The organism is Bifidobacterium sp. UTBIF-78 (genome assembly GCF_006408945.1).
Classification (GTDB): Bacteria; Actinomycetota; Actinomycetes; order Actinomycetales; family Bifidobacteriaceae; genus Bifidobacterium; species Bifidobacterium myosotis.
In genome coordinates, this window is sequence record NZ_JFAO01000032.1 from 1 (window position 1) to 14,677 (window position 14,677).

General features: G+C 64.8%; 10 protein-coding genes and 1 other RNA gene. All 11 read right to left on the minus strand.

Annotated elements, in window-relative coordinates; translation table 11 throughout:
* Positions 1-890: 890 nt before the first annotated feature.
* The 11 genes from ssrA to BG22_RS07750 all read right to left on the minus strand — a co-directional run bounded on the left by ssrA (position 891) and on the right by BG22_RS07750 (position 14,526).
* Positions 891-1,287, minus strand: a transfer-messenger RNA (tmRNA) gene (ssrA, locus tag BG22_RS07700).
* A gap of 183 nt (positions 1,288-1,470) precedes the next feature.
* Complete coding sequence (locus BG22_RS11200) at positions 1,471-2,364, minus strand: cell division protein FtsQ/DivIB (protein WP_258186275.1); 894 nt, start codon at positions 2,362-2,364, stop codon at positions 1,471-1,473.
* 572 nt (positions 2,365-2,936) lie between these two features.
* Positions 2,937-4,478 (minus strand): UDP-N-acetylmuramate--L-alanine ligase, encoded by a 1,542-nt coding sequence (gene murC / locus BG22_RS07710; RefSeq protein ID WP_375137711.1) that lies wholly within the window; start codon positions 4,476-4,478, stop codon positions 2,937-2,939.
* Between the two features lie 118 nt (positions 4,479-4,596).
* Complete coding sequence (locus BG22_RS07715; protein WP_140494630.1) at positions 4,597-5,799, minus strand: glycosyltransferase; 1,203 nt, start codon at positions 5,797-5,799, stop codon at positions 4,597-4,599.
* A gap of 16 nt (positions 5,800-5,815) precedes the next feature.
* On the minus strand, positions 5,816-7,039 hold the full coding sequence (gene ftsW / locus BG22_RS07720) for a putative lipid II flippase FtsW (RefSeq protein ID WP_140494631.1): 1,224 nt from the start codon (positions 7,037-7,039) through the stop codon (positions 5,816-5,818).
* Complete coding sequence (gene murD, locus BG22_RS07725) at positions 7,026-8,471, minus strand: UDP-N-acetylmuramoyl-L-alanine--D-glutamate ligase (protein WP_140494633.1); 1,446 nt, start codon at positions 8,469-8,471, stop codon at positions 7,026-7,028. The genes ftsW and murD overlap by 14 nt, the downstream gene beginning before the upstream one ends.
* 165 nt (positions 8,472-8,636) lie before the next feature.
* Positions 8,637-9,743, minus strand: a complete 1,107-nt coding sequence (gene mraY, locus BG22_RS07730; protein ID WP_094668229.1) for a phospho-N-acetylmuramoyl-pentapeptide-transferase — start codon at positions 9,741-9,743, stop codon at positions 8,637-8,639.
* A gap of 48 nt (positions 9,744-9,791) precedes the next feature.
* The gene (gene murF / locus BG22_RS07735; RefSeq protein WP_140494635.1) at positions 9,792-11,282 is read right to left on the minus strand and encodes a UDP-N-acetylmuramoyl-tripeptide--D-alanyl-D-alanine ligase; all 1,491 of its coding nucleotides are present in this window, start codon (positions 11,280-11,282) and stop codon (positions 9,792-9,794) included.
* 70 nt (positions 11,283-11,352) lie between these two features.
* A complete protein-coding gene (locus tag BG22_RS07740; protein WP_094668227.1) occupies positions 11,353-12,225 on the minus strand; it encodes a hypothetical protein in 873 nt (290 codons plus the stop codon).
* A 33-nt stretch (positions 12,226-12,258) separates the two neighbouring features.
* On the minus strand, positions 12,259-14,061 hold the full coding sequence (locus BG22_RS07745) for a penicillin-binding protein 2 (protein ID WP_140494637.1): 1,803 nt from the start codon (positions 14,059-14,061) through the stop codon (positions 12,259-12,261).
* Complete coding sequence (locus BG22_RS07750) at positions 14,062-14,526, minus strand: LapA family protein (protein ID WP_169834129.1); 465 nt, start codon at positions 14,524-14,526, stop codon at positions 14,062-14,064.
* Positions 14,527-14,677: the final 151 nt, after the last annotated feature.

Consider the following 14,677-nt stretch of genomic DNA (forward strand, 5'->3'; position numbering starts at 1 on the left):
AACCCATGTGATCAAGCACCGTTGCAGGTAAAAAGTATTCACCTACAGACCTCACACCAGCCTCGGAGACTGTCTCGGAACCAAACCGCTGCATATTGCAGGCATTTCATGTCGCGCTAGGGCAAGCATCGCAGGTAAAACGAGCATAGTTATATTCGCTGCAGGGCTTTTGTACCTTTATGTGACCGGATTTCAACCGTACGTAAGCACAATATACCTGCATCAAGGATCACAAGGCACAATACGCCTGCACTGGCAGGAACAACACAGGCATTCCTCGACCATAACAAGTTGCGCACAACATGCATACCCCAACAATGGGCGGAAGGTGTATTGCTCCAATGTTTGTTCGGCGGGCTGAACGGTGTTTCCGCAACGCGGACGTCAACTTACTAAAACACAGAAAAGGGTGGTTCCCGCATTGCGGCAGTAGGGGGACACCACTCAACCTGCCGAACAAACATTGAAGCAATACAGTACAGTCGCGCACCGTTTCGCACGCATACCCCTTCTCCTGAGAAAACGAGGTCCGGAAACGGCTGCGGAGACATGTCGCGACACCGTTGTGTTTTAGCAAGTTGGCACCACCTCAACGTGTTGAACAAACATTGAAGCAGTACACATCGTTTCCGGACTTTGTTTGTGGGCACATTTTGGGCACACTTTTTCAGGGGTCTGTCAGATGCCAGACAAGGGAGATCCAGGAACCGAAACAGAAAAAGCCGGAGGTCAGATGCCAGACACAGGGTTGTCAGACACAGAGGCAGCCAGGGACCTGTTTTTGCCCACATTTCCATAAGTCAAATGAAAACCATGAACCCAGCGGATAACAGAAAAGCCGCTCTCCCCTACTGCCGTAAGGGAAAGCGGCTTTTCGTCTGCCTTTGCAGAAGTGGAGATGCGGGGAATTGAACCCCGGTCCGATGACCGAACCCACAGTCTTCTACGTGTGTAGTCTGCTGGCCGTGCGGCGGTTTTTCTGCCCCCATCTATGTCGCAGACAACCGATGGCGAGCATATCCGCAGTACAAGTCCCGACGCAGCCCTGAGGCTCAGCTACGTCAGCAAGTCTTCTTAACGACGCTCAGCATCCTCCCAAAGACGAGGAGGAGTGAACGGAGCGGCTGCTCACTGGTTAATCCTGGCGCGAAGCTCAGGCAGCGAGAGCGAACTCAGTGCGGTTAGATTTAGCACTTATTCTTTTGCCGGGGTCATCCACGAGCGGACCCGGCGTTCTCGGCACGCTTCCCTGCGACGAACAGGTCACCGTCGAAACCGATCATCCCCAATCTTGAATTGTCAAGCATTCCGGTTTTGCAACCGGATATTTCAACATACACCTGATTCCCCGGACATGCAACCTGCCCCGTGGTTCCTTGGTGTCATTCGCGCACAGCGAACTTAGGATCTTGCACGCAGGATCTTGCACGCAAACAGCCCGCCGGCACTCCCCCGGCCTTCAGCCAGCCATCACTTGATGATCGGCTTGAGCGGCGCGGACACATCCACCTGATGTTTGTCACCGATCACCTTGGGATCGTTGATGATCTTGTCCACGACGGCCATCTTGAGCTTGAGCTGCGAGGAATCACCCCACACGATCACCCGTTCGCCGTCGTCCAGCGTGGTGGTCACCGAATCCTGGGTCTCCGCGGTGACCTTGGTGATCTGCTGGCGCATCGATTCAGGCAGCGCGCCCAGAATGATCAGCGCCTCCTTGACGGACCGGTTTTCAAGGCTCGCCTGCACGTCCTTGACCTCGATGACCGGGATGCCGTCCACATTCTGGGAGGATACCGAATTGAGCACGCGCCCCTCGGCGTCAACCGCAGTCAGCGTCTCCCCGCTTTTCAGCATCGCGGCGGGCCGTTGCGCAGTGACCGCCACGTTCATGGCTTTGGGGAACCGTTTGGTGACCTTGGCCTCGGACACACCGGGAATGTCCTGCAGCTGATCGGCCACGTCACGCGTGGACACCAGGAACAACGACTTGCCCGCCTGCTTGTCCGCAATGTCATGGATGGTCTGTTCGCTGACCCATTCATTCGCACCGGTCACGCTGATGGCCGCCGATTCCAGACGGAACACCGTTGAGAAGAACAGCAACCAGACCAGCCCCGTGACCACGGCAACGACACCGGCCGCCACTGCCACGCGCACGGCGATCACCCGCGCGCTGGCGCGTTTGCGCTCCTTGGCGCGCTCAGTGAAGTCCACCACCTTCGGCCGTGCGGCGACACCCAGCGTACCGGCGGTCTGCCGCAGCGTCTCCGCCACATAATCCTCGCTATGCAGCCGACGCGCATCCACGAATGCGCCCTGCCGGCCTTTGGCGACGGTCACGTCGGACGACTGCTGCTCCACCTGTTCCGCCGGTCGGGAGAATCTGGGAGAACGGTCTGGCTGTGAAATCCGTGACGATTGGGATGATCGGGAGGAACCGGAGGATCGGGCGACTTGGGAGGAGCGCCCGCCTCGGGCCTGTACGGCCTTGAATTGTGCGGATTCGGAGCGCACGGCCTCGGAACGCAGGACCTTGGATTGTCCCGCTTTTACCCGTCCGCCCACGGTTCGTCCACTCGCGTTCCGCCCGCCCATGGAATGTCCACCCACGGATTGCCCCGCCCCGGACCGTTCGATTCGCGAAATCCCCGGGTGTTCGGCCCGTCCGCCCGCAGAGCGCGTGGACCGGACAGGCTGATCGGCATTTCTCTTGGACGCAGCGGTCCTGCCGGAGACGTGCGATGCGACGCCGCGCGCCTTGCGTCCGCGTTCCGCGCCACGCAAGGACTCGGCATCATCCGAATGACGAGAACCGGCGGACCTCACGGAACCGGCGGAACCGGCAAAACCAGCGGAACCAGACGTGCGGAAGTCCCGGTTGGACCCGCCTTCACCCCCCTCACTTCCGGACGAGCGTACCGTACGTCCGGCCATCACTCGCAACTTTCGCGATGGGCCTCGAGCGCGGCGAGCAACACCTGATCCATCTCGGTGATGTCGCCGGCGCCCACGGTGAACACCACGTCGCCGTGATGGGCGCGCATCGCCATCATGCGCGCGGCCAGATTCATATCCCCCACGGCCTGAATCCACGTACCTGCGGACGGGTCCTTGAGCCCGGCCGCGGCATCCACGATGGTCTCGGGACCCACGTCGGGGAAGTCCTCCTGCTTTTCGCGGGCGGGGAAGACGCCGGTGACGATCACATCATCGGCCTTGGCCAGCGCCTCGGCGAACTCGCGCGCGAAGAACCGGGTACGGGAGAACAGGTGCGGCTGGAAGATCACGCGGATGACCGACTCGGGGTAACGACGGCGGGCCGCATCAAGCAACGCCGCGATTTCGGTGGGGTGATGGGCGTAATCGTCCACGACGGTGACCTGCTTGACGGTGCCGCGCACCTGGAAACGACGCGATGCGCCCAGGAACCCGGCGATGGTCTGCGCGGCCGCATCCGGGGCGACGCCCAGCAGGACGGCGGCGGTGATGGCCGCGGCGGCATTGCGCGCATTGTGCACGCCGGGAACCTTGAGCGCCACGTCAAGCGAAACGTCCGTTCCCCCGGTGACTGTCGCCCCGGTGACCGCGCCCGGCAATTCAAGTGTGAACCGTTCGCTGCCGCTGCCCGCGGACTCGGCTTCGGATGCGATGCGCACGTATGCGGCGATCGACGAGACGTCCAGATCGGCGAGGTCGCTGGCGGAGGTGGTGCCATAGGCAATCACGCGGGACCGCACTGCATCCGGCATCGCGGCGATCACGCCTCGATTGTCGGGGTCGTCGGCGCAGATGATGACGTGGTCTGTGGCGTGGCCCGCATGATCCACGAACGCGGCCTGATAATGGGCCTCGTCGCCGTAATGATCGAGATGGTCGGCCTCGGTATTGGTGATGATGGCGATGGTCGGATGATACTTGGCGAAGCTGCCGTCGGATTCATCCGCCTCGGCGACCAGCACCGGCCCGCGCCCCGCATGGCCGCCGTCCAGCGTGGTGCCGTCGGGGCCTTGGATGGAGCCGCCGATCGCATAGCTCGGATCGACGCCGGCATGCACCAGGATGTGGGCCAGCATGGAGCTGGTCGTGGTCTTGCCGTGCGCGCCGGCCACGGTAACGGCCTGTTTGCCGTTCATCAGCAGCGCCAGGATGTCGCTGCGATGGACGATGCGCACGCCGGCCGACGCCGCCGCGACGATTTCGGGATTGTCCGGCTTGATGGCGCTGGAATAGACGACGGTTTCCGCACCGGCCACGTTATCGGCCCGTTGACCGAATTCAACGGGGATGCCGAGGGCGGTGAGCCGGTCGGTTTTGCTGCTGCGTTCACGGTCGGACCCGTCCACGGCCACGCCCTGGGCGTGGAGCATCTCCGCCAGCACGCTCATGCCGGCGCCGCCGATGCCGATGAAGTGGGTGCGACCGAGATCCGCGGGAACCGCGTCGGTGCCGAAGACGGCATGGGTGGGATCAAGCACGATGGATCGCTCGGATTGCTGTTGAGTCAATTTCCGCTCCTTAACGGGTGTTCCGGAACATATCTTAGGAGTCTTACCTATCTGCGGGATTCGTTCTGCGGGATTCGTGAGGCAAGGTTTAGCCACGCGCCCTGCGCCGTGCGGCAAGGTCGAGCACATGGCGCGCCATGATTCGCGCCGCATCTCGGATACCGTACTCCCAGGCCTTGCGACCGAACGAGGCGAGACGCTCAGGGTCGGCCAGCAATGCCGGCACATGCTCGGCGACCCATGCGGGGGTCAGGTCATGGTCGGCCACCAGCAGACCGCCACCCGCCTGCACCACGGGCTCGGCGTTGAAGCGCTGCTCGCCGTTGCCGATGGGCAGCGGCACGTAGATCGCGGGCAGTCCCAGCGCCGCCAGCTCGGAAACCGAACCGGCGCCGGCGCGGCAGATCACCAGATCGGCGCAGGCGAAAGCCAGATCGATGCGTTCGAGGTACTCGGCGGCATGGTAGTCCCCCTGTCCGGCGGATTCGGGACCGAGTCCGGTGAGCACGCCGTCGCCCGCCGACTGGGAGACGAGGTCACGGACCTCGTCGATCTTGCCTCGGCCGGTCAGGTGAATCACCTGGGCATGGGCCAACAGCCCGGCCGCCGAGGATGCGACCGCACGATTGAGACTTTGGGCGCCCAACGATCCTCCGGTGACCAGCACGAGCGGACGGTTCGGATCGACCCCCAGCCGTGCGGCCGACTCGCGGCGGACGGCGGCGCGGTCCTCGCCGATACGACGGGCCAGCTCGGCGATGGCCGGACGCAACGGGAGTCCGACGCGTTCGACGGTCGCACCCTCGCGAGGCTTGAGTCCGGTGCCCTCATATACGGTGCCGATGAATTCCGCCCATCGCGCACCGAGCTTGTTGGCCATGCCGGCGCGGGCGTTCTGCTCATGGATGGCGATCGGGATGCCCATCCGATGCGCCGTGGCATAGGCGGGCGCGGAGGCGTATCCACCGAAGCCGACCACGACCTGTGCTTTTCGCCGCTCAAGGATGGCACGCACCTTGGCGGTCTCGCGCTTCCATTTGAACGGGAATTTCAGCATGTACAGGTTCGGTCTGCGCGGGAACGGCACCTTTTCGATGGTATCGAGTTCAAGCCCGGCGGCCGGGACGAGATCCTTCTCCAATCCGACGGCGGTGCCGATCACGCTCACCTGTGCGGTGGGTTCGAGCTCGCGGATGGCACCAGCCACGGCGAGCAACGGGTTGACATGGCCTGCGGTGCCGCCGCCGGCCAACACGATATGATATGCGCCTTCCAATGTGCCTTCAGTCATGGTTACCGAGTGTACTCTACGCGGTCTGTCTGGCCTGTTTGATCTGCGGCTGCGAGCGCATAAGCCCCACAACCAGTCCGGCCGCGGACAGGCACATGATCATCGACGAGCCGCCGGCCGAGACGAACGGCATGGGCACGCCAAGCACGGGGAACACGCCGACCACCACGCCGATGTTGACCAGCGCCTGGCCGACGAGCCAGATGGTCACGCACATGAGCGTCATGGATACGTACCGGTCCGGCACCTGCAGGGCGATGGCGATCATGCACCAGCCGAGAATCACGAAGAACAGGATGACGATGGCCGATCCCACGAATCCGGTCTCCTCGCCGATGATGGCGAAGATGAAGTCGTTGTGGGCCGCAGGCAGATAGTTCCATTTCTCGCGCGAGTTGCCGATGCCCAGACCGAGAAGACCACCGGAGGCGATGGCGTATTTGGCATGCATGGACTGATAGCACACGGTCTGTGCGTCGGCGGCGGAGCAATCGCCGTACGTGGCGAGGATGCGTCGCATACGGTTCGGGCTGGTCACCGCCAGCACGATGACCAGCGCCACGGCGACTCCCGCACCGACCGCCATCCACTTGCCGGGGAATCCCGCGACCAGAAACGCCACGCCACCGATGAAGATGAGGATCATCGCGGTGCCGAGGTCCTTGCCGCCGATCACGAGCAGCAGGCCGAGCCCGTACACCAGCATCGGGAACCGGTACGCCTTGATGCCCTCCTTGCGGTATAGCCTGCTGCAGGCGTGCAGCGAGGCGGGCAGCCAGACGCACATCGCGAATTTCATGAATTCCGCCGGCTGGATGGTGGTGAAGCCCAGATTGAGCCAGCCTTTGTTGCCGTAGACGTCAAGGCCGAGGGGTGTGAAGGTCAGCGCCTGCATGATCAGGGCGGCGACCACGAATCCCATGCCCGTCGTCCTCCAGAACCGTACCGGCATCATCATGGCCGCGAACCCCAGCATCAGGCCGATCACGCAGAAGCCGCCCTGACTGATGAGCTGGACGAACGGTGATTTGCCCTGCGAGGTCATCGTGACCGTGGAACTGGAGAAGACCATGATCAGGCCGAACACGGTCAGACCCACCACGGCCATGCGGAAGCCGTGGTAACACCACAACGGATTGAGCAGACTGCGCCAGCCGGTGTAGTCGTTGATGACCAGGGCCGGCTCTCCTGCGGCTCGGCGCATGTTGCGCGCGCGGGAACGGGAATCAGTGGAGGCCATGCACCTCGCTCCAAGTGCGGGCCGCCGCCGCGAACCGGTTGCCACGGTCCGCATAGGACTTGAACTGGTCCATGGATGCGCATGCCGGGGCCATCAGCACCACGTCATCACCGGTGGCATACGAGCCGCAGGCTTCGACCGCGCGGTCCATGACGGTGTCGTTGTCGGCCGGATCGATGACGGTGACCGGGATGTCGGGCGCTTCGCTGGCGAAGGCGTCGATCATCGGCTGCTGATCCTTACCGATGATGACCGCGGCCTTGATGGTGTGGGCCTGGTCCCTGACCAGATCCTCGAAGCGGCTGCCCTTGGCCAGACCGCCGGCGATCCACACCACGGATTTCGCGGGGAAGCTGGAGAGCGACGCGTGGGCCGCATGGCCGTTGGTGGCCTTGGAATCGTCCACGAAGCGCACCACGCCGTCGGCCAGCTTGGCCTCGGCGACCGTCTCGATGCGATGGCCACCCGGCTTGAACGCCTTCAACGCCCCGAGCGCGGTGTCGAGGTCCGCGCCGAAGCCCAGCACAAGGGCGAGCGCGGTCAGCGCATCGGCCACGAGATGCGGGTACAGGGTGCCGTCGGGCTCCATGAGATGCGTGAAGTCGGTGATGGGGGCGATGCGGGTCTCCTCCCCCGCGCTCGCGCCGGCCACGCCACTCATGTCCACAATCCAGCCGTCCTTGATGCCGATCTGCCCGGCCTTGGGCTCCTCAAGGGTGAATCCGATCCTGCGGCATCCCTCGACGGTGTGCGCGGCCTCGGCCAGGGCGCTCACCTTGGCGTCCTGCGCGTTGTAGACGATGGCGCGTTTGGCGCCCCGGAACACCTTGGACTTGTCCGCCGCGTAGTTCTCGCGGCCGCCGTGCCAGTCCAGATGGTCGTCGGCGATGTTGGTGATCGCGGCGCATTCCAGCTCGAGCGAATCGGTGAAGTGCAGCTGGAAGGAGCTCAGCTCCACGCACAGCACGTCATGCTTCGGGTTGACGGCGCAGCGCGACAGACTCATGGACATGTCGCCGGAGGCGATGTTGCCGGCGGTGGGCGCGTCCATGCCGCAGGCCTTGAGCATCTCGGAGGTCATTTCGGTGGTCGAGGTCTTGCCGTTGGTGCCGGTGATGCCGATCCATGGCGCGGGCTTGCCTGTGCGTTCGTTGTCCACGCGCAGTCGCCACGCGAATTCGACCTCGCTCATCACGGGGATGCCTCGGCGCTGGGCCTCGAGGATGAATGGCGTGCGGGGATTGAACACGGGCGAGGACATCACATAGTCCACGCGGTCCCAGTCCACGTCATCGAACGAATGGAGGTCGGCCTCGGGCTTGCGCTCGTCCACACCGATCACATGGGCGCCGCGCTCGCGCAGCACCTCGGCCAGCGAGGTACCGGATACGCCCAGTCCCGCGACCACCACCGTCTTGTCTTCGATTTGCATTGTTCCTCCCTAGAAGTCTGGTCAAAGGCCCGCAGGCGATTCCCGATCGTCGGCCCCTGACCGCCGACGCCGACCGTGCGCCCGACATGTACGGCATGAGGCGGCGCCCGGCCCGGATGCCGACGTGGGCGAGCATAGGCCGCCCACGTTTCCGTTACCTTTCCGCTAGCTGAACAGCAGGCCGGATCTGGTCACCCAGTCGCCGTAGAAGATGGTCAGCGCGATAAGCACGAAGATCAGCTCGATCATCCAGAACCGAACCACCACCTTGGTCTCGGTCCATCCCAGCAGTTCGAAATGATGGTGGATGGGGGCCATCTTGAACACGCGCTTGTGCGTCATCTTGAAGTACCCCACCTGAATCACGTCGCTCAGGGCCTCCATCACATACAGCCCGCCCATGATCACGGCCAGGAACTCGGTGTGCGTGGCGATGGACAGTGCAGCGAACAAGCCGCCCAGCGCGAGCGAGCCGGTGTCGCCCATGAAGATGGACGCGGGGTTCGAGTTGTACCACAGGAAACCGAAGCAGGCCACGGCCGCGCACACGGCGATGATGGTCAGGTCAAGCGGGTCGGACACGGCGTAGGAGTAGCCGCCGTGGTCGCCGCCCTTGATGTGGTAGCTCTCCCAGAAGGCGATGATGCCGAAGCCGGTGAAGGAGATCATCGAGGAGCCGGCGGCCAGGCCGTCCAGGCCATCGGTCAGGTTCACGGCGTTGGTCCACGCGGTCATCAGGAAGTTCACCCAGATGACGAAGAGGATGATGGCCACGGCGCGTCCGGCGAAATCAAAGCTGAAGAACGGCTTCTCGATGAAGCTCATGCCGGGCTGGGCGCTGGGCAGGCCCGATTTGGTGGGGATGATGAGCGCCAGCACCGCGTAGATGGTGGCGAAGATGAACTGGCCGATGAACTTGCCGCCCACCGTCAGGCCCTCGTTCTGCTTCTTGCGCACCTTGGCGAAGTCGTCGATGAAGCCGAGCACGCCCATCGAAAACATGGCGAACAGCACCAGCACCGCGGACCACGAGGGCACGTCGCCCGAGCGCAGGTACCGGTAGAGTGCGGAGGCGCCCCAGCCGAGCAGGATGGCGAAGTTGATGACCACGCCGCCGAGCGTCGGGGTGCCACGCTTGACCAGATGTGACTGCGGTCCGTCTTGGCGGATGTACTGGCCATAGTGCAGGCGGTGCACCAGCCGGATCAGCATCGGCGTGCCGACCAGTGTGATGATCAGCGACGTCAGCATTCCAATGATCAGAGCAATCACGGTGAATCTTCCCTTGTCTCTTCGGTTCCGTCCCTGTGTGCGGCCGGGTCAGTTCCTCGCCCAGCGTTCGGCCAATGCGCTCAGTCCGGAGACGTGCGAGCCCTTGAGCAGCACCACCGTATCAGGATGATGCGCCGCCAGTTCCAGCACCAGCCGTTCGGCCGCATCGACGTCGTGCACATGCTCCACGAGCGGGGCGTGCGCGTCGCGGGCCTCGTCGACCCCGCTCGCACCGCCGGCCAGCGCGTCGGCCAGTGCGTCCAGATGCGCGTCGGTGGCCGATCCCACGGCGATGATGGCGTCAAGCCCCTGTTCGGCCGCGTATTCGCCGATCGAGGCGTGCAGTTCGGTCTCGGCCGGGCCGAGCTCGAGCATCGCGCCCAGCAGGGCCACGCGGAACGGGGCGTGCGCGCCGTCCGCCGGCTGCCATGCCTTGAGGCCGTCAAGACCGGCCTTCATGGAGTCCGGGTTGGCGTTGAAGGAGTCGTCGATGAGCGTGAAAGACGCCCCTTCGCGGCTCACCTCGCTCAGCGCCATGCGATGGGGGCTGATGACGTGCTGCGCGGCGAGCGTCGAGGCGACGGCCTCCGGGGTCATGCCGTAGTGCATGGCCACGGCGGAGGCTGCCAGCGCGTTCATCACGTTGTGCAGGCCGGGGATGCCCAGATGGACGTCCACACGGTCGCCGTCGGCGGCGATAAGCGTGAATTCGGCATGATCCGCATGGTCGGCAGCGATGTCCATGGCGAACACCTCGTTGTCGCGGCTGCGGCCCTCGCCGAACCAGAGCACGTCGCCGGGCGCGATCTCGGCCATCGGCGTCACATGGTCGTCGTCCGCGTTGAGCACCGCCAGACCGCCCGGCACGAGCCCCTGGACGATTTCGCTCTTGGCCTGCGCGATGCGTTCGCGCGAGCCGAATTCGCCGAGATGGGCGACGCCGACCTTGAGCACGATGGCGGTGTCGGGCGGGGCGATGCGGGTCAACCGCGCGATTTCGCCCACATGGTTGGCACCCATCTCCGCCACGAAGAAGCGCGTGTCCGCCCCCACCTTGAGCGCGGTCAGCGGCAGACCGATCTCGTTGTTGAAGGAGCCGACGGGGGCCACGGTCGGGCCGAGCGTGGCCAACAGCGACGACAGCAGGTCCTTGGTGGTGGTCTTGCCCACCGAACCGGTCAGGCCGATCAGGTCGAAGTCGCCGGGCAATTCGCGTCGCCGGGCGATGTTGTGGCGTGCCAGCTCGCCGAGGGCCGCCACGGTGTCGTCCACGACGATCTGCGGCAGTCCGGCATCGGCGATCTCATGGTCCACGATCGCCGTCACGGCTCCCTGCGCCGCCACGGCGGGCACGAAGTCATGGCCGTCCACCCGCTCTCCCCTGATCGCCACGAACACCGAGCCCACGCCGGCCTGGCGCGAGTCGCTGACGGTGTTGGTGGCCGGAGCCGGTGACGCCCCGAGCCGCCCGGGTGCCCCGTCCTCCACCAGTCGGCCGGAAACGGCCTGCGCGATCTCCTCCACGCTCATCGGCACCATAGTGTCATCTGCTCCTTTGTCTTCCGTGGTATCCCATGGATGTAAGTCATTGGGCCTTGGGGCGGGCCCGTCATGTCAGGTTGCTGGCCACGCGCAACGCGCTGCGCACGTTGTTTCTGCGCACCCCGGCCGCCAACACCATCGCGATGGCGAGCGACATATGGCGCAGACGCGACATGCTGGAGGCCGCCGGCGAATCCGCGGCCAGATCGTCCGATTCCCGTGTGGGGCGGGTCAGCGCCAGATCGCCGTCCGCCACGAACGCGTAGCGGTCCCGGAGTTCGGCCAGATCGGGCCCGGATGCGGAACGCTGGGCGCCGAGCACGTCCACGTTCACGGATTCGAGGGCGTGCGGCTTGAGGGTCGAGGGATTCATGGCGATGATCACCGCGGCCACGCCGTCCTCCGCGCACACGGCGAGCACACGCTGCATGTCGAGGATGCCGAGCGGGTAGCTGAGATTCAAGGTGCGGGTCATCGACGTGGAGCCGGATGCGCTGACCAGGGCCACCGGATTGCCGAGCATATGCAGGAAATCGGCGAGATGATGCGCGTCGGCATCGATCACGTCCTCGTCGTCGCCGGCCACCACGAACACGGCCATCGTGCTCGAGGGCGAACCGGCGAATCCGGCCGCCAGCGTGCCCATCATGCGGTCGTCGAGATCGCCGTAGAGCAGCGGGATGCCCGCATCCGGGCACTGCCCCTTCAGAGCCGACGGCACGAGCGCCGCATAGGCGCCGGACTGGGCCGCACGCGGCAGATCGGCGCCCTGCGCGGCCCCGCAGATGAACAGGGACCCGGGAATCACGGTGTCGATCGTGTCGCTCAGCGACGTGATCGTCACGTTGACGGCGAACGGGGGGTCGATCTCGAGACCATACCGTCGGGCGAGCAGACCCAGGGTCATCCGCTGGGTGATGGATTCGCTCACTGCACTCATGGACGTTCCGCCTTCCTCCTGCGATCGCCTATATCACCACGTGACCGGAATAGCATCTTTACGCGGGGATGAGACAGGCACCTCGTATTTCTGCATAAGGAACTCACAGATCTGAGCGGAGACCGGGCCGGCGGTCAGACCGCCGAAGACGCCGTTCGGGTCCTTGAGCACCACGGTGACCGCATAGCGCGGGTTGTCGGCGGGAATCACCACCGAATAGTCGGAGATGATCGAGGAGAGCTTGCCGTCCGCGCCCTGCACCTCGGCGGTGCCGGACTTGGCGGCCATGCGGTAGCCGTCGACCTTGACGAACTTGCTGTAGCCTTCGGCCACGGATTCCATGCCGTTCATCATGTCGGCGGCGACCTTCTCATCGACCACGCGCGTGGCCTTGCCCTGGGCCGTCGCGTCGGACGAGCCGGCCGTGGACGAGGTCGATTTGATGATCGACTGCTGCTGCTTGACGCCCTTGTTGGCGATGGTGGCCACCACGTTGTTGAGCTGCAGGGCGTTGACGGTGTAGCCCTGGCCGAACAGCACCGTGTTACGCGTGCGCAGATCCCATGAGGAGGGGCTGGTAAGCACGCCGGTCGACTCGCCGGGCAGGTCGAGTCCGGTGGACTGGCCGATGCCGAACTTGGTGAGGTACTCGTAGCGCTGCTCGTCGGTGTAGTTGAGTCCGGCGAGCACCATGCCCACGTTCGAGGAGTTCTGCAGGATGCCCGCCAGCGTCCAACGCTCGGAGCCGTGTTCGAAAGAATCCTTGAAGGTCTGGCCGTTCTGGGTGGTGTGGTCGGGCACCGTGAGCTGGTCGGTCATCTTGTGCAGTCCGGTCTGCAGGTAGCCGGACATGGAGATGACCTTGCCCACCGAACCGGGCTCGAACGTCTCGGAGACGGCTCGCGAGACGCTCATCTTGGCCTCGTCGCTGCCGGCCTTCACCTCGTCGCTGTCGGCGAGCGCCAGGATCTCGCCGCTGCTGACGTCCTGCACCACGGCGATGGCCCAGGTGGCGCCGTACTTGGACTTGGCGTCCTTGAGGACCTTCTTGACGTACCACTGCACGTCGCGGTCGATGGTGAGGGTCACGTCCTCGCCGTCCTTGGCCGCCACGGATTCGGTCATCGTGCCGGGGATCTCCTCGCCGCCGTTGCCGCGTTGGTAGGTCTGGTGCCCGTCGGTGCCGGTCAGCGCCTTGTTCTCCATCTGCTCGATGCCGGCCACGCCCACGCCCTCGGCGTTGACGCCGCCGAGCAGGGCGCCCATGACGTCGCCGTCCGCGTAGAGGCGTTCGCTGCTGAGCTCGCCCCAGACGATGCCGCCAAGGTTGAGCGCCTCGATGCTGCGCTTGACCTGCGGGGTGACGTCCTTCTTGAGGATCACGTACTGGCCGGTGCCGGACATCTTGGCGCCCAGTTCCATCGCGTTCATGTCAAGGGCCTTCGCCAGCAGTCGTCCCACGGCCGCGGCGCCGGTGGCGCCCACGGGCTTGCCGTCGATTTCATGGCAGTAGTCGCGGGTGGTGTCGTTGCAGGTGATCGGCGTGAATTCCTGGGCGGCCTCCGGATTGGCCACGATGGTGTACCGTTCCACGCTTTGGGCGAGTACGGTGCCGTTCGCGTCGAGGATGCGGCCGCGCTTGGCCGTAAGCGTGACGGTGAGCGTGCGGCTGGCAGTGGCGGCCTGCGCGGTCTGGCGCCCGCCGATGAGCTGGGTGGAGGCGAGCTGCGCCAAGCACGCCGTGGCCACCAGGGCGAGCGCCGCGCCCACGGCGATGCACTTGAACGCGAAGGTCTTCACCTTGGCGAACCGAACGATGCGCTGGATGGTCTTCACTTACTTCCCGCTTTCGGTAGTACTGGAACTGCTGGGTTGGTATCCGTTGAGGTCGATGGACACGGATCCTTGCTGCGGGACCATGCCCATGTCGCTGGCCTTGTCCGGCAGGGTGGCGACGAGCTGGTCGAGCTTGGCCTGATCGTCCTCGACGTCCTGCTCCAGCACGCTGATGTGCGCCTCGATCTGCGCGGCCTCGAACGAGTTCTGCACCATCTGGGTGCGGAGCATGAGCGCGCCGAACAGCGTGCCCATCAGGAAGGCCACGGCGATGACGACGTGGACGAGCGGCGCGCTGCGGGTGCGGGTCCATTCGATGACCCGGCCGACCACGTTGCCCTGCGTCTGCGTCCGCTGGTTCGAAATCAGACGCAGTTCGGGGCGCGACGACGTGGCCGGCTTGGACTCTGGCCGGTTGGATGAGGGTGCTGCGTTGGACCGGACGCTGCGTGCGGTTGCTGCCATCAGTCCCTCCTTGCGCGGTCGTTGCGGCTGCCGCGGTTGTCATGGTTGTTGCGATCCGCGCGGCCGATCCGGCGGTTCGCCCGGTCGCCGCGTGCCGTGCGGCCGGTGTCGCGGCCGTCATGGCGTGCGTTTCGGCCGGAGCGCGAAGTGC

Coding starts and splice junctions, on each gene's coding strand:
- murF (WP_140494635.1), bottom strand. CDS start 11,282: ATGGTGCCGATGAGCGTGGAGGAGATCGCGCAGGCCGTTTCCGGCCGA.
- murD (WP_140494633.1), bottom strand. CDS start 8,471: ATGCAAATCGAAGACAAGACGGTGGTGGTCGCGGGACTGGGCGTATCC.
- BG22_RS07740 (WP_094668227.1), bottom strand. CDS start 12,225: ATGAGTGCAGTGAGCGAATCCATCACCCAGCGGATGACCCTGGGTCTG.
- ftsW (WP_140494631.1), bottom strand. CDS start 7,039: ATGGCCTCCACTGATTCCCGTTCCCGCGCGCGCAACATGCGCCGAGCC.
- BG22_RS07750 (WP_169834129.1), bottom strand. CDS start 14,526: ATGGCAGCAACCGCACGCAGCGTCCGGTCCAACGCAGCACCCTCATCC.
- BG22_RS07715 (WP_140494630.1), bottom strand. CDS start 5,799: ATGACTGAAGGCACATTGGAAGGCGCATATCATATCGTGTTGGCCGGC.